Origin of the sequence: Halomonas sp. TD01 (genome assembly GCF_923868895.1) — a bacterium.
Lineage (GTDB): Bacteria > Pseudomonadota > Gammaproteobacteria > Pseudomonadales > Halomonadaceae > Vreelandella.
The window spans coordinates 3,349,436-3,368,977 of the sequence record NZ_OV350343.1; the positions used below are offsets into that span (position 1 = coordinate 3,349,436).

General features: G+C 48.9%; 15 protein-coding genes. 8 read left to right on the forward strand and 7 right to left on the reverse strand.

The window, feature by feature from the left end; all coding sequences use genetic code 11:
* Position 1 precedes the first annotated feature (1 nt).
* From tamB to L1X57_RS15140, 3 genes are read left to right on the forward strand one after another with little or no spacing between them, the layout of a single operon-like run.
* Complete coding sequence (gene tamB / locus L1X57_RS15130; protein WP_143759779.1) at positions 2–4,009, forward strand: autotransporter assembly complex protein TamB; 4,008 nt, start codon at positions 2–4, stop codon at positions 4,007–4,009.
* Between the two features lie 9 nt (positions 4,010–4,018).
* The gene (gene msrA, locus L1X57_RS15135; RefSeq protein WP_009724430.1) at positions 4,019–4,639 is read left to right on the forward strand and encodes a peptide-methionine (S)-S-oxide reductase MsrA; all 621 of its coding nucleotides are present in this window, start codon (positions 4,019–4,021) and stop codon (positions 4,637–4,639) included.
* A 43-nt stretch (positions 4,640–4,682) separates the two neighbouring features.
* A complete protein-coding gene (locus L1X57_RS15140) occupies positions 4,683–5,216 on the forward strand; it encodes a c-type cytochrome (RefSeq protein WP_009724429.1) in 534 nt (177 codons plus the stop codon).
* Positions 5,217–5,256: 40 nt separating this feature from the next.
* On the opposite strand, the gene can is transcribed toward L1X57_RS15140, so the two are convergent.
* Positions 5,257–5,904: a carbonate dehydratase gene (gene can, locus L1X57_RS15145; RefSeq protein WP_009724428.1), complete on the reverse strand. Its 648-nt coding sequence runs from the start codon at positions 5,902–5,904 to the stop codon at positions 5,257–5,259.
* A gap of 172 nt (positions 5,905–6,076) precedes the next feature.
* On the opposite strand from can, the gene gorA reads away from it, so the two are divergent.
* The 4 genes from gorA (at position 6,077) to L1X57_RS15165 (ending at position 10,150) form a co-directional block, all read left to right on the forward strand.
* The gene (gorA, locus tag L1X57_RS15150) at positions 6,077–7,459 is read left to right on the forward strand and encodes a glutathione-disulfide reductase (protein WP_009724427.1); all 1,383 of its coding nucleotides are present in this window, start codon (positions 6,077–6,079) and stop codon (positions 7,457–7,459) included.
* 233 nt (positions 7,460–7,692) lie between these two features.
* On the forward strand, positions 7,693–8,271 hold the full coding sequence (gene ectA / locus L1X57_RS15155) for a diaminobutyrate acetyltransferase (RefSeq protein ID WP_009724426.1): 579 nt from the start codon (positions 7,693–7,695) through the stop codon (positions 8,269–8,271).
* 126 nt (positions 8,272–8,397) lie between these two features.
* Positions 8,398–9,666 carry a diaminobutyrate--2-oxoglutarate transaminase gene (gene ectB, locus L1X57_RS15160; protein ID WP_009724425.1) on the forward strand — a complete coding sequence of 423 codons (1,269 nt, stop codon included), beginning with the start codon at positions 8,398–8,400 and terminating at the stop codon, positions 9,664–9,666.
* A gap of 85 nt (positions 9,667–9,751) precedes the next feature.
* On the forward strand, positions 9,752–10,150 hold the full coding sequence (locus L1X57_RS15165) for an ectoine synthase (RefSeq protein ID WP_009724424.1): 399 nt from the start codon (positions 9,752–9,754) through the stop codon (positions 10,148–10,150).
* Between the two features lie 89 nt (positions 10,151–10,239).
* On the opposite strand, the gene L1X57_RS15170 is transcribed toward L1X57_RS15165, so the two are convergent.
* The 6 genes from L1X57_RS15170 to L1X57_RS15195 form a co-directional block, all read right to left on the reverse strand.
* Entirely contained in the window at positions 10,240–10,776 is a 537-nt protein-coding gene (locus tag L1X57_RS15170) for a DUF3833 domain-containing protein (protein WP_009724423.1), read from the reverse strand.
* Between the two features lie 161 nt (positions 10,777–10,937).
* Positions 10,938–11,912 carry an alpha/beta hydrolase gene (locus L1X57_RS15175; RefSeq protein ID WP_143759777.1) on the reverse strand — a complete coding sequence of 325 codons (975 nt, stop codon included), beginning with the start codon at positions 11,910–11,912 and terminating at the stop codon, positions 10,938–10,940.
* A gap of 188 nt (positions 11,913–12,100) precedes the next feature.
* On the reverse strand, positions 12,101–12,598 hold the full coding sequence (gene pgaD / locus L1X57_RS15180) for a poly-beta-1,6-N-acetyl-D-glucosamine biosynthesis protein PgaD (protein ID WP_009724421.1): 498 nt from the start codon (positions 12,596–12,598) through the stop codon (positions 12,101–12,103).
* Positions 12,595–13,848, reverse strand: coding sequence for a poly-beta-1,6-N-acetyl-D-glucosamine synthase (gene pgaC, locus L1X57_RS15185; protein ID WP_009724420.1), 1,254 nt, complete (start codon positions 13,846–13,848; stop codon positions 12,595–12,597). Before pgaC ends, pgaD begins: the two co-directional genes overlap by 4 nt.
* A gap of 4 nt (positions 13,849–13,852) precedes the next feature.
* The gene (gene pgaB / locus L1X57_RS15190; protein WP_221927895.1) at positions 13,853–15,667 is read right to left on the reverse strand and encodes a poly-beta-1,6-N-acetyl-D-glucosamine N-deacetylase PgaB; all 1,815 of its coding nucleotides are present in this window, start codon (positions 15,665–15,667) and stop codon (positions 13,853–13,855) included.
* 80 nt (positions 15,668–15,747) lie between these two features.
* Positions 15,748–17,808: a hypothetical protein gene (locus tag L1X57_RS15195; RefSeq protein ID WP_039869627.1), complete on the reverse strand. Its 2,061-nt coding sequence runs from the start codon at positions 17,806–17,808 to the stop codon at positions 15,748–15,750.
* An 862-nt stretch (positions 17,809–18,670) separates the two neighbouring features.
* Here L1X57_RS15195 and L1X57_RS15200 point away from each other — a divergent pair.
* Positions 18,671–19,516 carry an ATP-dependent zinc protease family protein gene (locus tag L1X57_RS15200; protein WP_039869625.1) on the forward strand — a complete coding sequence of 282 codons (846 nt, stop codon included), beginning with the start codon at positions 18,671–18,673 and terminating at the stop codon, positions 19,514–19,516.
* Positions 19,517–19,542: the final 26 nt, after the last annotated feature.

The window sequence follows — 19,542 nt, forward strand, 5'->3', positions numbered from 1 at the left end:
TTTGACTAGGGTTGAAACAGCGGCATCCACTAAGCGTCAACCGCTCTCAGTTAAACATCGCGTTGGACTGTTTCTGTGGAGTCTAGTGCGGTTAGTTATTGTGCTGCCGTTATGGCTATTTGGTTTGGTCGCTTTGCTACTCGGCGTTGCGCTCTCTCCTTGGGGAACTGGCCAATTGTTTTCTCAAGGTGAGCAGCGTGGGTTCTTCACATATGAACATCAAGAAGGCGCACTGCTTGACCATTTTGCATTGCGTGGCTTCCAATTATCGCTTGGCGAGACACATGTCAACGTCGACAGCCTAGAGCTAGCCTGGGCTGAAGATTGCGTGCTGTCAGGTAAGCTTTGCCTGGACAGATTTCATCTAGAGGGAGCGGATATACGTTTGGGCGAGAGCACTGAAACGGAACCTGAATCACCAGAGTCAGATGGGCCGCCTAGCATCCAACTTCCGTTCCCTATTGAGCTACGCTCGGTTGAGTTAAATAACGTTCAGCTACAGCTGGCTGATGGAACACGAGTCAGCTGGGATTCGTTTTCAACCGCGATTACAGCACAGCAAAACCTGGTCAATATCGCACCTACCAAGCTTTTGCGACCAACGCTGTATTTACCACCCTCCGCGGGCACTCAACTAACACAAGGCATCCAGACGCCGTTAGAGCCAGAGGGCATTGATGGTGCTGTCCTGGTTACTCAGCCCGTTATAGTAGAACCTGATCAAGCGGCAGAGGCGTTAGCAGCGCGGGAGCGAATTGAGCTACCCGAGATAATGCTCCCTATTGATATCAACTTAGCATCACTCACCGTGACTGACTTTTCTGTCAATGGGGCGGTCGATTATCAGGTTGAACGCTTAGCAATCGTTGTCAGTGCCCAAGGTAATCAAATAGCCCTCAGCTCATTAGAGCTGCTCACTCCTGATGCTGAGGCAAACTTAACGGCTAACGCCACATTGTCAGGCAGCTATCCGTTAGATGCACGATTAACGTCAACCTTGTTTCTACCCGAGATATTTCCTGAGCTAAGTGGCGAAGAGCTTGTTTTGGAGCTATCGGGATCACTAGATGAGCTAACAGCCAGTTTAGAAGCGTCTGGTATCGTTAATGCAACACTAAATGCTCAAGTCGATGCGCTGGCACCGACGCTGCCCTTTGAGATACGCCTGCAAAGTGACCGCTTGCAGTGGCCACTCGCACAGCCAAGCAGCGATGAACCAGCAGAAGCGCCCTACATAGCGGAAGATATAGACATCGTCGCCAGTGGCAACTTGGAAGCGTACCAGACTACACTCGCTTTAAGCGCCCAAGGTCCTCAAGTTCCGCTTACCAATATTCGACTCAGTGGCGACGGAGATCTTTCATCGTTCCGCTGGACGCCGCTAACCCTCTCGATTGATGACAGTTCACTTAGCAGCGAAGGTGAAGTCAACTGGGCATCGTCACTTCAAGTCGACACCACCATCCGCCTGGATCAATTTGATCCGTCACACTTTGTCGAACAGCTCAATGGCAATCTAAGTGGCGATATTGTCGCTAGCGTGCGCCAAACGGGCGACCTGTGGGAAGTCAGTCTTCCGGTACTCGACATTGAAGGGGAGCTCCAAGAGTATCCTCTGACATTACAGGCCTCCTTAGAGGCTAATAGTGCGCTTGAAGTTGATATTCAAGAACTCCTTTTCACTCAGGGTGATAATCGATTAACGGCCTCTGGTCAGGTTAGTGAGCAAGCAATGTCGCTAGATGCAGAGATTGCATTGCGGCAATTACAAACGCTGCATCCAGACTTGGCGGGGACCTTGACAGGGAATATTCTTGCCAGAGGTAGCATTAGCCAACCCAGTGTGGCTGCCGAATTAACCGGCCGCGACCTACGGTTTGCCGAAAACCGTATTGAAGCCTTATCACTGACCAGTAACATTGAAGGTATCGATGACCCGACGCTAGACATTGACCTTGGCTTGCAGCAAGTCAATGCAGGGGGGCAGGCATTTTCAAATATTGCCCTCGAGCTTAGCGGTCGTCTATCACAGCATACACTCACTGTCAGTGTCGACGGTCAAGCCAATAACATGCTAAGCCGTGCGCTTGTATCTATAGATGGTCGTTTTGATCAACAAGCACAGCAGTACCAAGGCCAACTAACACCACTGGAAATCGACTCTGAGTATGGCAACCTGCGTCTAGAAGACCCTCTTGATATTCGTTACAACCTTACTAACGGCCAAGCACAACTTTCACCTTTCTGTGTGCGTCGTGAAGAAGGCGGAATTGTTTGTTCGGAAGAGCCGGTTACCGCATCGGCTGACCAAGGGCGTATGGTGCTAAGTGTCAGGGAAGTGCCGATGGAAACACTTGAGCCTTTACTGCCGGAAGAGTGGAGCTTTGAAGGTGACACAACGGCAGATGTCGTTGCAGCTTGGCGCCAAGGGGGAGCGCAGTGGCAAGCGGATGTTCAAGTATTAAGCGAGTTGGCGATTACTGCGGTTAACGATTATGGTCAGCCTGTACAACTTCCTGTGATTCGTTTAAACACGCAGCTGGAAGCCAACCAAGCTCAGGCGGATGCCGATATTGTGTTGTCATTTGAGGATGCTGGCGAGCTTGCCCTTGATCTTGCCATCAGCGACCCACTTGGTCGTGGTGGTCTAAATGGCGAGCTACGAGCTCAAGAGATTTCTTTAACGCCCTATCGCCCATTGGTGGTGGGTATGGATCGTTTAGAAGGTAACCTAAATGGCCGTATACAGATTGCTGGAACAACCAGTCAGCCAGATTTACAGGGGCAGCTTGCTCTTCGCAATTTAAGTGTTCATGGCCCGGATATTCCTATCGATATCAAAGATGGCGAGCTAATCGTTGCTTTTGACGGCGAGCGAGGGGACATAAATGGTTTTGTTGCTGCTGAACGTGGCCGCTTAAATATCACCGGTGATGCTTATTGGCCTGCTGATGACGACTGGCGTATTGGTGTCGATGTTAACGCCATCCAAGAACCACTATTAATCGTTTTGCCACAATTTGGACGCTTAGAAGCAGCACCTGATATTCGCATTCGAGTGACACCAGATCGCCTACAAGTGCGGGGTAATGTCGATTTGCCATGGGCGCGCTTGGAGGTTGGCGATCTTCCTGCCTCAGCCGTTAGCCCAAGCAGTGATGAAATCATTATCACCGAGCGTGATGACCGAGAAGCTGAGCGGGTGGCCCAGCAACGGGCAGCCAGTGGCGAGCCAAGCGCAGCTGACGAGTTATCACAATCAGGAATGGCCCTTGACGTGCTCATCACACTAACGCTGGGGCGTGATATGCAAATCTCAGCATATGGGCTTAATTCTAGGTTAGGTGGCACACTAGAGATTCGTCAGGATAGCGGCGGACTTCAGCTGTTCGGTGATGTCAATCTAGTGGATGGCCGCTTTCAAGCCTTTAGCCAAGACCTGTTGATACGCCGTGGACAGCTGATATTTAGCGGGCCTCCTGGGCTTCCAATTCTAGATTTCGAGGCGATTCGTAACCCAGAAATCACAGAAGATGAGGTTATTGCTGGCCTTAGGGTCAGTGGCAATGCAGAAGAGCCCAACATATTAATTTTTTCTGAGCCAGGAATGGATGAAACCCGTGCGTTGTCGTATCTATTAAGAGGGCGTGCACCCGATGCTTCTGGTGGAGGAATTGATAGCGCCCTTACCACCGCCTTAATTGGAATGTCTCTTGGCCGAACAGGCGGAGCGGTTGGTTCTATCGGGGAAGCGTTTGGCATTAGCGACTTAACCTTGGATACCACTGGGGCAGGTGACAACAGCCAAGTAGCACTTACTGGGCAGTTAACCGACGACATCCGAATTAGCTACGGTGTTGGTATTTTCTCGCCCATTGCAGAACTGACGCTACGCTACACACTTTGGCGTAATCTGTACGTGCAGGCAGTATCGGGTGCTAACCAAGCCGTCGACTTAATTTACACCTTCACTCGATCAGGTGACCCTGCTATTTATCCACGGCAATAAGAGGGCGTTATGACGCTATTTTCTAAAGCAAGCTCAGCACCACTTGGCCGCGAAACGCCGCTTGAAACGAGTCGTGTGCATACCGTTACTGGTCACTCGCTCCATCCTCCTTTTCCAGAAGGGCATGAGGAAATCGTCTTAGGAATGGGGTGCTTTTGGGGCGTTGAGCGCCTGTTCTGGCAAGTGCCGGGGGTTTACGTAACTGCCGCAGGCTATGCCGGGGGCGAAACACAAAACCCAACTTACCAAGAAACCTGCACGGGACAAACAGGCCATACCGAGGTAGTTAGGGTGGTATACGATCCGAGCACCACATCACTGGATACGCTGTTGCAAATTTTTTGGGAACAGCACGACCCTACTCAAGGAAATCGCCAAGGCAACGATGTGGGTAGCCAGTACCGTTCTGCTATTTTCACTACGACGGATGCCCAGTTGATCGCTGCTGAAAAGAGTGTCGATGCCTATCAAAAGGCACTCGACAAAGCTGGCCGCGGTGCTATTACTACCGAGATCAAGCCACTGAATGTTTTTTACTATGCGGAGGCTTATCATCAGCAGTACTTGGACAAAAACCCGACTGGTTACTGTGGACTCAAAGGTACTGGCGTTACGTGTCCCATCGGTTAGTCGTGGTGAGAAGGGCCAAATAATCCATCACAAGGTCAGCAAAATGCCACATACCTTAAAACGCTCATGGCTCATGCCTTCGCTTTGGGCCCTGACTGTCTCTGGTTCAATTGCTGCGCATGCCATGGCAGAAGAAATATCAGTAGCTGAAGACGCAGCGCCACCTATGCCACAAACGGTTGAAGAGAGTCCGTTTACAAGTGAGCGTGAAGCGGTCATATGGCGTCAAGATGAATTAAAAGAGCTTGAGAGGCTGCTTCGTCAGCTGCGTTTTGACTTGGTGAATAATCAAGATGCTCGCGGGGCCGCGCCGCGTTTAGCAACGCTTCAGGAACAAGCTACCCAAGCTCATTTTTTGCCCGCGTTTATTGTCGGTACACATGGGCGTGGGTCCGACGCCCGTCCAGAAATCTGGGAAGAGTGGGAAGATTTTGCAGCAGGCTTCACGGATCTTGAACAAAAAGTAGCGGTGTTGGTTGATGCGGCCGAGCAAGAGGATTATCGCGCGGCCACGCGAGCATTTTCTGATGTTGGTTTAAGCTGTAAGAGCTGCCATCGCGCCTACCGCTATAATTAACCAAGATGGATATAACTAATAGCGATAGGCGCAGATATTGTCAGTCGCTTTGTTGAAGGCGGTCGATACGATAAAGGGTTTCAACCTGCTCCAGGCCTGTTATGGTGCACTTCAGATCTTTTACGCGGCCGTCGCTCAAACCATAGACCCAGCCATGCACTGAAATATTCTGGCCTCTCTGCCAGGCGCGTTGCAGAATTTTGGTTCGGCATAAGCTGTTAACTTGAGCCTTAACGTTCAATTCGCACATGCGATCAATCTGCTCTTCCATTGGTAAGTGTTCAAGCGAATCACGGTGGCGGTTATACTGTTCGCGCACTGAATGCAGCCAGTAATCGACGACACCGCATTCGCCACCTGTCACCGCCGCTTTAATGCCACCACAACCATAATGCCCCACAATCATAATGTGGCTGACCTTAAGTACATCCACCGCAAACTGCACAACAGATAGTGCGTTCATGTCGGTATGGTGGAGAAGGTTGGCGACATTACGATGGACAAAAACTTCGCCTGGCGGAAGGGCAATGATCTGGTTAGCAGGTACACGGCTGTCAGAACAACCAATCCAGAGGTAATCGGGATTTTGCTGATTGGACAACCGTTTAAAGTAGTCGGGGTCTTCCTCACACATACGCTCTGCCCAGGCGCGATTATTATCAAGCAGTGTCTCAATAGAGTTAGACATTAAATCTCCGTCACAGGTTAGGAGCTGTTAGATTCAAGATAGAGCAAACTAGGATACAGAGAGAGCGTTTTTAACCTTCTCAGAATCTAAGGTCAATCTTTGTGCTTTATGGTCGTTATTGGCAAGTACATGATCGACAAGTACAAGTAGTGGTTCAGGATAGGAGCAGCACATGGCAGCAAATGCGGAATATGAATACGATTTACTAGTGGTAGGGGCAGGCTCAGGTGGTGTGCGTGCGGCACGAATGGCAGCAGCAACCGGTGCCAGAGTTGCCATAGTAGAAGATCGCTACTTGGGCGGTACCTGTGTCAATGTCGGCTGCGTTCCTAAAAAGCTATACTCCTATGCGGCTCACTTTCACGATAGCTTTGATGATGCAGCGGGCTTTGGATGGCAGTTGCCAGGACCGGCCACCTTTGACTGGTCAGTGCTACGCGATAATAAAACCAGTGAGATAAAACGGTTAAATGGCATTTATCAGCGAATGTTAGAGGGCGCTGGTGTCGTGTTGCTTCATGCTAGAGCAACCGTGAAAGATGAACACACAGTTTCATTGACCTCAGAGGAGGGTGTTACCCAAGTAACCGCGCAAAAGATACTGCTGGCTACAGGTGGCTGGCCATGGGTGCCTGATTTTCCTGGCAGTGAATATACAGTCACTTCAAATCAAATATTTGATCTTGATACTTTTCCAGATCGTTTTCTCGTTTTGGGTGGTGGCTATATTGCGGTTGAGTTCGCGAGTATTTTTAACGGCCTCGGAAGCGAAACGCATTTGATTTATCGTGGAGACCTTTTTCTAAAAGGGTTTGATGAAGAAGTCCGTGCTTTTACCCGGGATGAAATGAGCAAAAAAGGCGTCAATCTTCATTTCAATACCAATATTGAACGGATTGAACCCAACGGCGCTGCGTTTAACGTGTACTTAACTAACGGTGATGTCCAAGAGGTAGATGCCGTTTTGGCCGCGACAGGGCGTAATGCCAATACGCAGGGGCTAGGGCTTGAAGCGTTGGGTATTCATCTAGATAGCCATGGCAAAATACCGGTGAATGACCGCTATGAGACGTCGGTCCCTTCTATTTTGGCGCTTGGCGATTTAACCCAGGGGCCTGAGCTGACGCCTGTAGCGCTAGCTGAGGCGATGCAGCTAGTCGATATTCACTTCAAAGATATACTGCCTAAACCGCTGGACTACGCCACGATTCCTACGGCTGTTTTTTGCCATCCGAATATCGGAACGGTAGGGCTATCTGAGGAGGCTGCCAGAGAAAACATTGGCAAAATTCGTGTTTATCGTGCGGACTTTAAAGCAATGAAACACACATTGTCAGGTAGTCAAGAACGCACCTTAATGAAGCTAATCGTTGATGATGCAACGGACGTTGTCGTTGGAGCCCATATGGTAGGTGATGAGGCAGGTGAACTCATCCAGGGGATCGCCATTGCGGTCAGAGCGGGGCTTACAAAAGAAGACTTTGATCGCACAATAGGTATTCATCCAACAGGGGCGGAAGAATTTGTAACGATGAGAACTCCTGCGCGCAATTGATTTCATAAAATTCACATTTTAAGGCGAGCATTAGCTCGCTTTTTTTATCTCGCGCCTAAGTGAGGTTGTTCTAAACTCTTCCAATACCGCTGTTTTGAACCTGATTTCACCAGGCAACGCAGCATTTGATAACCAAAATTTATGGAAAACGTTAGGATGAATAATATGATTTTTGAATTGCTCATAATCAGCTGTTATAATGATGCTCAAATTCGCTACAGCGAAGCATAACCATGAGTACGCCAATAACACCTTTTACCCCTTCTGCAGACCTTGCTCGCCCGACAGTTGCTGATGCTGTCGTTGGGCATACGTCTACACCGTTGTTTATTCGCAAGCCGAATGCAGATGATGGTTGGGGCGTTTATGAGTTAATCAAAGCTTGTCCGCCGCTTGATGTTAATTCTGCTTATGCCTACCTGTTGCTAGCAACACAGTTTCGTGACACGTGTGCAGTTGCTACCAATGAAGAGGGCGAAATTGTCGGTTTTGTATCTGGCTATGTGAAAGATAATGCACCGGATACGTATTTTCTCTGGCAAGTTGCTGTCGGCGAAAAAGCTCGTGGTACCGGTTTGGCGCGCCGCTTGGTTGAAGCCATTATGTCGCGGCCAGAACTCGATAATGTGCATCATCTGGAAACGACGATCACTCCAGACAATCAAGCTTCTTGGGGATTGTTTCGCCGTCTAGCAGCACGTTGGCAAGCCCCTCTAAACAGCCGTGAATATTTCTCTACCGAACAGCTCGGTGGAGAGCATGATCCAGAAAATTTAGTCCGTATAGGTCCATTCCAAACGGACAACATGTAACGAAACTGACCAGCTATGGCTTTATACATTACTCTCAGTAGCTGGTTTGCGTTTTTTAATTTTGTTGTCTCTGTTTCCGCCAGTTTGTCCCACGCTTGGCTCAATGATTAAAAAAGGAGGTCTTTAATGCAGACCCAGACGCTAGAACGCATGGAATCTAACGTACGCACTTATTCGCGTTCATTCCCCGTTGTGTTTACTAAAGCTCAAAACGCTCGTTTAACGGATGAGAATGGTCGCGAGTACATTGATTTCTTAGCCGGTGCTGGCACTCTCAATTACGGTCACAACAATCCCCACCTCAAGCAGGCAATGATCGACTATCTGGCGACAGACGGCATTGTTCATGGCCTGGATATGTGGACCGCAGCAAAGCGCGATTACCTGGAAACCCTAGAAGAAGTTATTTTCAAACCACGTGGTTTAGACTACAAGGTACATCTGCCTGGCCCGACAGGTACTAACGCAGTAGAAGCGGCCATCCGTTTGGCCCGTGTTGCTAAAGGTCGCCATAACATTGTGACCTTCACCAACGGCTTCCACGGCGTCACTATGGGAGCATTGGCCACCACGGGTAATCGTAAGTTCCGCGAAGCAACTGGCGGTATCCCTACACAGGGGGCAAGCTTTTTACCCTTTGATGGTTACATGGGTGAACACGCGGATACGCTGGATTACTTTGAAAAATTACTTAACGACAAATCTGGCGGCCTCGATATTCCAGCAGGCGTTATTGTTGAAACCGTGCAAGGCGAGGGCGGTATTAACGTAGCGGGCATTGAGTGGCTCAAACGTTTAGAAAGTATCTGTCACGCCCATGATATTTTGTTGATCATCGACGACATACAAGCGGGCTGTGGCCGTACGGGTAAGTTCTTTAGCTTCGAGCATGCGGGCATAACACCTGACATCGTGACCAATTCAAAATCTCTCTCTGGTTTTGGGATGCCATTTGCCCACGTATTGATGCGCCCAGAGCTTGATAAGTGGAAACCTGGCCAGTACAACGGCACGTTCCGTGGCTTCAGCTTGGCGATGGTAACCGCCACAGCTGCACTTAAAAAATATTGGTCAAATGATGTTTTTGAGCGTGATGTTCAGCGTAAAGCGCGTATTGTTGAAGAACGTTTCCAAAAGCTAGCAGCCTTACTCAGCGAGAACGGCATGCCTGCCACCGAACGTGGACGTGGCCTCATGCGTGGTATTGATGTTGTCTCTGGTGATATTGCTGACAAGATCACTAGTAAAGCGTTTGAACACGGCCTTATTATCGAGACCAGTGGCCAAGACGGCGAAGTAGTGAAGTGCCTATGCCCGCTGACCATCAGTGATGAGGACTTACTGGAAGCGCTGGATATTCTAGAAGCCTCGGTCAATGCTGTTATCCAAGCGTGATTTAGAGTTAGGCTTATTTAGCAGCATCGATTCAGCACTGGGCCGCCTTGGCTTAAAGCCAAGGACCCTATAACGGAGCAATTCTATGATCGTTCGTAATCTTGAAGAAGCACGTAAAACAGATCGTCTTGTTACTGCCGAAAATGGCAACTGGGACAGCACGCGTCTAGTTCTAGCCAACGACAATGCAGGTTTCTCATTTCATATTACCCGCATTTTCCCAGGCACTGAGACGCACATTCACTACAAAAATCATTATGAAGCCGTGTTTTGCTATGAAGGTGAAGGCGAGGTAGAAACCCTGGCCGATGGCAAAATCTGGCCGATCAAAGCAGGCGATATTTACCTGTTAGATCAGCATGACGAGCATCTTTTACGTGGCAAAGAAAAAGGTATGACCGTTGCGTGTGTCTTCACACCTGCTATTACTGGCAATGAAGTACACCAGGAAGACGGCTCATACGCAGCACCCGCGGGTGAGTAAAATTCAACGTTAGCTTTCTTGATTGGCTAATGGCAAAACAGCCTGCTTTATTAAGCAGGCTGTTTTTGATGGAGGGCCCCCATTGTCGCTTAAGAATCAACTTGCTCGAAAACCAAAGTAATTTCACCTAGGGTAAGGCCGAATTTTCGCATCGCGGTACGATTTATCAAGCGACCATCTGGCTGCAAATACATCCAATCATCCATGGTAAAACGGATAGTACGGCCGCTTACCTCGATATCAAGCGGATAGCGCATATGGAAGGCGTATCCGTATTGACGAGCATCTACTTGACCTTCAACATCATTCGCCGTGCCAACCCAGTGCTGATCGTCAACGCGCTCGAACGTCCATACTCGACGGTCTGTCTCGCCATCTGCAAACAAAAAGGTTTCATCAAGTGTTAGCGTATTATTTTCATAAGTACCGATAATATCGACCGTAAAACGGCGCTGTACTTCGCCAGAGTAGTCTTGCACCATGCCCCAGGCTCGAGTATTGCCAGTAAAGTACTCAGCGATATCTAAACGAGGCGTTGTGTTGACATAATCTTCAACGTCGACATTGGCACAGCCTGCCAATACAAATAGGGCGGCCACAAACATAAGCTTGCGTATGCTGATCATTAGATACTTCCTACATAGAGAATGCCATTCGTATAAACATTGTAGAAGAAAATAATGCAACGCGGTGCCATTAGCAAGTAAATCTTCAGAACCATACAGGTTCGCATAATATATATTATGTTAAATCGGATAGATTTTAAGATTGTGCTTTTGTACTGGTTTCAGCTGGTTCCACTTTCATTTCTTATGGGAAGACACGTTTCTAAAAAATGAACTTGATCTCTTATTAATTCTTGAAAGCCTCTCCCCTGGTAGACACCAAAATGATCGATTTCATAGGTCTTAACCGTTGCGCTGTGTCCAATTTTTGCAGCGGCTTGATAACCTGGTTTGCGCGGTGTGATCTCATCATCAAGGCATAGCTGCAGTAACACCGGGCATCGAATGCGCGAAACTCGTCGGATAGGACGATAACAACCTAATGCGAGCAGTATCCTTGGAGAGATGGCATTGGCGAAATGAGCTGGAACAACTGACTGGAAGCTAGCCAGTGCCCCAGGAATAGTTATCGCCGCTAGACTATTCGGGGCGCCAACAATCGGGATTAGTAGCGGATCGAGTGCAAACCAACCACGTGTCAAATCCTCTAAGCCACTTTTCGCAATCTTTAAACCTTGTGAGTAACCTTCACTCTGCCACATAGAGCACACCGAGGCATATCCATCAATGATCGGGTTCGAAACGACCACTGCAGAGATGTCGTTTCGTTCAGAGGCCATTGTCAGTACATGGGCACTGGAAAGAGAAGTTCCCCATAACACCAGGGGTAGATTTGGCTCAAGCCTCTTGGCATGCATTAAGGCCGATCGCCAGTCAGCAAGTTGATTTTGAATGGATGCGAACTGGCGTGGTTTGCCGTTAGATTTGCCGAAAAAACGGTAGTCGAATGCCAACACTTTAATGCCTGATTGCGCTAAGCGTTCAGCGAAATCGACTAAGTCAGCATCTACGGTGCCTCCCAAGCCAGGTGCCATCACCAATATGGCGCGCGCCTTCACTTCAAGAGGAGTGAAGAGGCTTCCTCGGCACACAGTTCCCACGCTAACGAAAGAAACATCGGATATGTCTACATATGAGGACTCGGCCTTAACAGCGACAGCCCCTCTCCGTTGAGGAAAAACCAGCGTTAGGCCCAAGGTTATGCCTCCATGATCGAATATATGCTACTGTCTCGATTCATCGTTATAGTTCTTTTTTGAATGAATCCTAGTAAATGCTAGCAACAATAAACTTGTTAATAAAAGTTAAAAACTAAAAGGATAAGATTTGAGAATATCGCTTCTCATATAGCTTTTCAAGCTTAAGCATATATACGCCATCATTATTAAGAGGCAAGAGTGGCTTTTGGACCGTCAAGTTGAGTACCTGGCTGATAAACTGTTTCTATAAGCCCTAGGGGTATACCCAACGGACTCATCTGCAATACTCCACTTTTAGCCCGCGTCATTGAGATGGCAAGTTCAGGTGAAGCCTGCATGGCCTTCGCTAGAGATTCTAGTGACAGCGGTTCAGCTACTTGATCCATTCTTTCCATTTTTTTTAGGCGGCGGACTATTAGCCTTCGGCACTCGGCCCAACAGATAAAAGCGAATAAAAGACTACCCGACATCAGTGGCAGCATGGTCAGCCCCCCCTTTGCTATTGGTGGTACTAATAATGATAGTGCTAGACTCAAGCTATTCAGTTGAAACCACTTGATAATAAGAACTGTGAAAGGAAACAATAAGTAGCCATATCCCAGCCAAGCACATAATGTAAAAAAGCTATAACCAAGCATGATAGCCGTGCTTTGGCGGTGTGGCAGCGTAATAATAGCATTCATTCTTTAAATCCTCGGTCAGTGCTAGTCCAAGTCGCGAATTTTCCACGCTTACGAACGAGCGTCTTCGGCAACGCAACTAACGTTGTGAGCATGCTTAGAAGCCAGTAAACAATCGGGTACCAAATCAGCCAATAATAATGGCGACCCACCTTAGGTTCGTAACGAGAGTCAATGAGTAGGCTGACACTGAACTGAGCCAGACATATCAGTGCAAGTAGCAACCCGTAGGAGCGAGGAAAAGGCCCTGCTAACGTCCATTCTTCGGGCAATATACCTAGCAGGCCGACGGCCCATAGCAGCACAAGACTGGCCATGACATAGGCCCATATCACACTCGTCAGATACTCCAAATACAATGGCCACATGCGCAATTGAGTGGGGCGAATAATCCGACGAAAATAGCGCAACACCACTTCAGTACCCCCTTGAGCCCAACGTAGACGCTGCTTCCAGAGCCCTTTTAGCGTCTCGGGCATCAAGATGTAGCAGAGCGCATGAGGCTCATAGTAAAGGCTCCACTTGGCCATCTGCAGGCGCCAACTGACATCGATATCTTCCGTCATCATATCGGTAGCCCAATAATCGATTTCATGAAGAGCCTGTTTGCGGAAAGCACAAATGACGCCAGAAATGGTAAAAAGGCGGCCATAGGCTTGCTGAGCGCGCTTAATCATGCCGATTATTGAAGAAAACTCCCCAACCTGCAGCTTGCCAAGCAAAGTTGAACGGTTGCGGATGCGGGGATTGCCTGTTACAGCACCGATTCGAGGATCTTCAAGTAGAGGTGCTACCATCCAGGCAACGGCATCGGGGTGTAATAGAGCATCACCATCAATGCACACTAGATATTCCGAACGAGCCGCCAAGGCCCCCATCCGTAGCGCATTCGCTTTGCCAAGATTACGGTCCAGATGCACTGCTCGGACTTGGTCATGTTTCTCGGATAAACGATCTAAATACTCAGCTGTGTCATCAGCACTGCCATCGTTGATTAGCAAGATTTCAAAGGTCGGATAGTGTTGCAGTAAAAGGGTCTCCACCACTTCCTCGATATTGTCACCCTCATTGTGGCAAGGCACTAAAATCGAGACCAACGGACTGTTCTTAAGCAAGGGGGGCGAATCCACGCCTGGAGAATGTCTCTCGTTGCGCCAATAGTAGTAAAGCCCCCCTCCCATCCAAAAAATCGCCATGACCGCAGGATAGAGAAAGGTAAACGCCTGCATGGACTTAATTGCGTCGCTGAACATGAACCTAATCCTTTAGGTAGGGGAAATTGTTCCTGGATATCACCTGTTGGATGCTAGACAGTGGCGGCATATCGAGAATGAAATCATCGGGATAGTACCCAAAATGACGCACGCCCTTGGTTTCTAGAAAGCGCAATAACTCGGGCAACCTATCACCAGGAACCCGGCTTCCCGAACGCCAATCGACTGTCTGAAGCTGAAAGATTGTCTTATCCATTGCTCCCGGATGACGACGCACGGCATCAGCTAACTCTTCCAACCACTGCTTCGGAGCGTCACTACCCTCGAACCAAGGCATCGCCATCAATGCGGTATAGTCATAAGCCGACACGAATTGATCAATATCCTGAGCAAACCAAGCACGACTTTCTGGCTCTAGTACTGGCATGGGATAAAGGTTGCGCGATGTTTTCAACGCGGATCGGTTTCGTTCTGCAGAGCGTTTTAGTTCCAGGGTAAAATCGATCAGGTATTGACTGCGCGCTTCAGGATTGCCGGGATAAAGTGCGGGAAGTTCCGTCTCGCGCAGCAAAGCATCATCGTGAAAATGCAGGCCGCTTAACCAACTGGCCGCAGTGAGGTCCTCATAAATTTCATTGATGATGCGCCTGGCTTCAGGGTTCGTCGGATCCAACCTGAATACCTCCCCAGACTCAGGGTTGGGTAACGCAAGAGCATGGCGTTGATCCAGATCCGGCAGCTGCCAAGCCAAGACGGGCATCCAGGCAAAAACCTGAACCCCTGCACGTGTGTAGAGCTGCCATGCCACGCGGCTAAAAAGATCAGCACGCATAGGCAAATGTCGATTGGGAAAATACACAGCGTCGGCTGCATCATCGCCATCTGGATCAGCAAAAGCCTGTAAGAAAACGTAATCAGGTTTGAGATGATGCATACGGCTTATAAGAGCATCTAGATTCCGTTGCTGCTGCTCTGGATCTTCGTCATAAACATAATCAAGGTCGAGCTGAACTATGCGTCGGGTGGGTGGTGTAGACGGTAGCCGGATAGTGCCAACAAGGTCAGCTAACGTCGGGTTATCGGAAATCAGATAACGCTGTAGTCCTAATAATGGCATGCCCTCCTCCAACTGCTGGGGAGGATTTTGTAGGCCAAAGGTGATCGGCATGCCGACGCTAATGGCCTGCTCGTTGCCAACCTGATTGTAAGCGCCATAAGGCCATACCATAGTGCGCGGAGCGATGCCGGTGTGAGCTTCGATTAATTCAACACTACGAGCTAAGTCATCACGTATCCGTTGCTGATAGCTATCATCGCTTTCATACTGGCCATTTTCTTCGTTGTATTTTCGGGTGACCGCCGACGCCATAGTATTGCCTTGAGGATTACCTAGTACGCCTTGATGCAGATTGTGGGAGTGTGAGGCAATTTCCACCAACCCAGAGTCGTTCATCTCACGAACCTGCTCCCAGGTCACAAACGCTTCTGTTGTCAGTTGCTCAGCACCGTACTCCACCTGAATTTCTGGATTTTCGATCCAGTCGGTAACCACCGCCACGACAGCTGGATAGTCGTATGCCTTAAGCAATGGAAAAAGTTTTGTGTAAGTGCTTTTCAACCCATCATCAAACGTTAGTAATACTGGGTTCTCGGGCAGCACCTCTCTCCCTTCGCTGGCAGCGATAATCTGGTCAAGACTGATAACGTTAAATTCGTTCTCGCTCAGCCAATCAAAATGAGCAACTAACCGCTCAGTGCTAATTGCATAAGGGTCTGCATCACCGCTGTCAGCGACTTGATCGCGTATATCGTGATAAGCAAGAATGGTTAACAAAGGCGGCTCATCAGCGTTCGCCATAGATAGAGGCAATCCAGCCAAAACGGTGCCAGCAAAAAGCATTATTTTCATCATACAATTGATGATCTTATCCATAATCGTTACTCTCCCCAGGTAATGCCGATATCGAGGCTGAGCTGGGTTTCACGGTTGCCGTCATAGACTGGACGCGACCAGGAAAGGCCGTAACTAAGGTCTCGTCCATTGCCGATTGCCCAGCGGTGATAATACGAAAGATTCGGAATCCAGCTTGTGCCGAACCCCTGCTGCCATGACTGGCCAATGCTGGCACCAAAATCTTGAGTGAAGGACTGCTCATAGTGGCGCCAAGTACGCTTTTCCCAAAGCGTTCCAAGCTCCCATGATGCGCTGGCTTCTGGGTTGAAATAGGGCACATCAGAATCACTCGCCTGCCCAGTGTAGAGACCAATGTTCAAGCTTAATGATTCGTCGGGGTTGTCTATCAGGCGTTGCCATCCGCTCAGCGAGAGACTTTCTTGGTGGTTGCCGTCCGAATAGTCCATCTGTGTGATGGTGGTCTGATAACTACGACGCTCGTTGGGTGACCAGCCAAATCCAACCAGGGCCTGATCAGCAGTAATGCCTGAGGCACGCGCCTGCAAAGAGCCCTCGCGGCTGTAGGTGGCATAGCGTGCTTTAGCGTCCATCGTTTCGTTGATACGCCAGCCTAGCTCAGTCATTAAAGAGGTATTCCGCGAGAAGTCATCGACGCTACGCTCTAGCTGAGTTTCTAGCGATAAACGATCATAAGCGTAACGAAGCCCCACTCCTCCACGGGTGTCATGCACACGCTCCCCTCGAAACTCACTAAAATGCTCGCTTCCCATAACGCCTAACCGCCAGCGATCTTCCAGCACAGGCGACCATGCGGAAAATTGATGGCGATGCTCATCAAAGCCTGTTGGTGAATCCACACCACTCGGTGCTTCACTGCGACCCGCAAAGGTTGAGGCGTTGACACTCCAACCAGTACGGGTCTTCCAGTTTTGCTGCATCTTTTCGACGCGTGGAGAGTCAGGAGCCAAGAGCACCGCTTGTTCCATCGCAACGCGGGCATCGCCCAAGCGCTGCTGATTAGCCAAGGCGTCAACCTGGCCGATCCAACCATCTACGAGGCGTGGATCAAAGCGGGTCGCAACCTGAAAACGCGTCAATGCTTGCTCTTCCCAGCCGCGCTGGAGATATACGCTTCCCAAGTTAGCCTGCAGTCCGGCATTGCGTGGTGCAATACTCTCCATTGTTTCAAGGGCTTCCTGTGCCCCCGGCTGATCGCCCGTATAGCCTCGGATCATCGCTAAAGTAGAATCCAAAAAATAACGATTCCAGTTAGCATGTGGCTGCGCAGCATTGTCTTCCCACAACCAAGCACGCTGCAGTTCGGCTTCAATTTCAAGAATTTCAATCGCCTCCTGCCAACGGCCAGATTCCAGATAGGCATATGCCCGCGTCATGTGATCGTTAGCCCCTGCTGCGCCGGCTTCTGCTATTTGCTCCATCAGCACAGAAGCTTCTCTAGGCTTTTGAATGGCCAAAAAAGAATCTGCAATGGTGCGCAAAACATAAGGAGGAAGATCGACGCCCTCTGACACTAAAATCTGATAGTCATCCACTACCGCCTGATGGCGTTGCAAGCCATTAAGAATGTAGAGACGATCAAAGCGTTGTCGCAGTGGTGCTTCACCGTCCTGAAGCGTTAAAAATTTGTCCTGTGCCGTTAAGGCACGCAGCATGTCGTCATTAGAGGGTTGAGAAGGTAGGCTAGGCAGCGTCCCCCACACAGCAAGTCGCGCGATATAGTCCTGCTCGAACCCACTCGCCTCATCGGCGTTGAAGAGGTCTGGACGTTGCTGATAATAGCGCCAGGCCAAGCCAGCGCTCCCTTGTAAGGATAAGGTGATGGTGCGCTCGCGATATGCAGTGTCATTGGCTGGCTCTAAGCGAAGAACTCGCTCATAGAGCCCCAATGCCGAGCGCCATTGGTGTTTCTGGCGCTCGACAGTCGCTTGCTCCAACAAGTCAGCCAATCGCTGTTGATCGTTTGCTATGGTGGCATCTGTAGTAAAAAACGTTAGTCCAATTACTAAAGCAGCCAACCTAAAAGGCCGGGCAAAGCTGCCACCTCCTTGCAGGGTTATTTCCATTTTTACAGTCACATCCTTGTGCATTTGATCAGCCTGCTTTATCAACTTCACGCTAATAGCTATAGCAATTACAGGCTTATCGACACTAAATTGTTAATTAATAAAAACCGGTTTAGAAGATAGAAAAGCCTTAACCCACACAGAGGTGCGGGTAATATAAAATGAGAAATAAGAATCGCCTCGGTATTTTAGTAACGAGCCTCATGCTAATGTTGATATATGTTAAATAAAGCCCTAAATAAACAAGCAAGCTACTGAAAATAATAGAAAATAAGGCTATATCTTATTTAGCCATAAAAAATTAAGCTATCGCTAGTTTAGTTTAAATAGATCTAATTATATTGTTTTTTTAATGAACAATTGTAAACGGACAATACTTAGAGCATTTGTTAACAAGCCGTTAACAAACATGCTCTTTAAGAAGTGAGCTGAATGAAATAAAGTGCGCTATTGGCTTAGCCATAAGAGACTCTAAATCCAGCCAATGGGTTTGTACTTACCAAGCAATCCGATGACAGGATATATTTATAAGGGCATAATCTATACAGCGTTTTTTGGACTCAGCTAGAAAAGCTATTCGAAATTCTAACAACGCATTTTCCAACAGATATCTCTGTGACGAACACCTGCACAGATCACGCATAGGTCGTATCCGATTTTCTCGTCAGTCCATCATCTTACAGAGGGGGAGCTGAACCCAGAGCGAGGACAACCCATTGCTAGATGGGTATTGTTGACCCAGCCAATAGATATGACTGTAAAATTGTATGAATAAAGACGCATAATATGATGCGCAGGTTGGACAGCGTGCTGCCTTTCTCCTTATCATTCATCCTCTTCTTGTTTAAGGGTACCTCACGTTATGCGCTCAGGTGTATTGTGTCTAATGGCCGGTTTGTCGTTTTCGTTTGCAGGCTGTGCTGTGGCACCGCCAGAAACGAATGAACCACCGCCATTAAGCGAAGCGTCGTTTAACAGCCGTATCCTTGAGCTTGAAACCTCTCTTGCTCAGCAGTGCGTTTCCGCATCTGAGCTACATGAACAACAACGTAGCCAGCAACACCAGCAGCAAGTATTGACGGCTGATGTTCGCGAAGTCGGCAGTCTGCTGCGCTATTTGCGTCAAGATGTCGCTGGTTTGCAAGCACGTGGTGAAGAGCCCGTTATTGTTCGTGAGGAGTGCGATATTGATACCACTCAAGACAACAAAACGCTGCTGGGCCGCAGTGAATGGGTTGGCTTGCCCAGCGTTGGCACTTATCTGAAAGCACGCGTTGATTCAGGAGCCAACACTTCTTCACTATCAGCATCCGAAATTACTCGCTTTGAACGTGATGGCGAAAACTGGGTGCGCTTTAAGTTGGCACTAAATGACGATGACGTGGTCGTAGATCGTGTGCGAGATGAATGGATCGAAGCGCCGATTGTACGTCGGGTACGTATTGTTCAGGCGTCAGGTGAAGATTCTCGTCCAGTGATCTCACTTTTAATGACCCTAGGACCAATCCGCGAAAACGTTGAGTTCACGCTCAATGACCGCACCCATCTGGATTATCCAGTGCTTCTGGGGCGGCGGTTCATGATGGATATTGCCACCATTGATGTTGCTCAAACCTATCTTTACGAACGCCCAGAATTTCCTGGCGGCGAACCCGCCGATCAAGCTGCTGAAGATGAAGCAGTAGATCAAGACGATACCGAAGAGTAGTAGCTCTCCCCCGCCGTTTTTCGCCG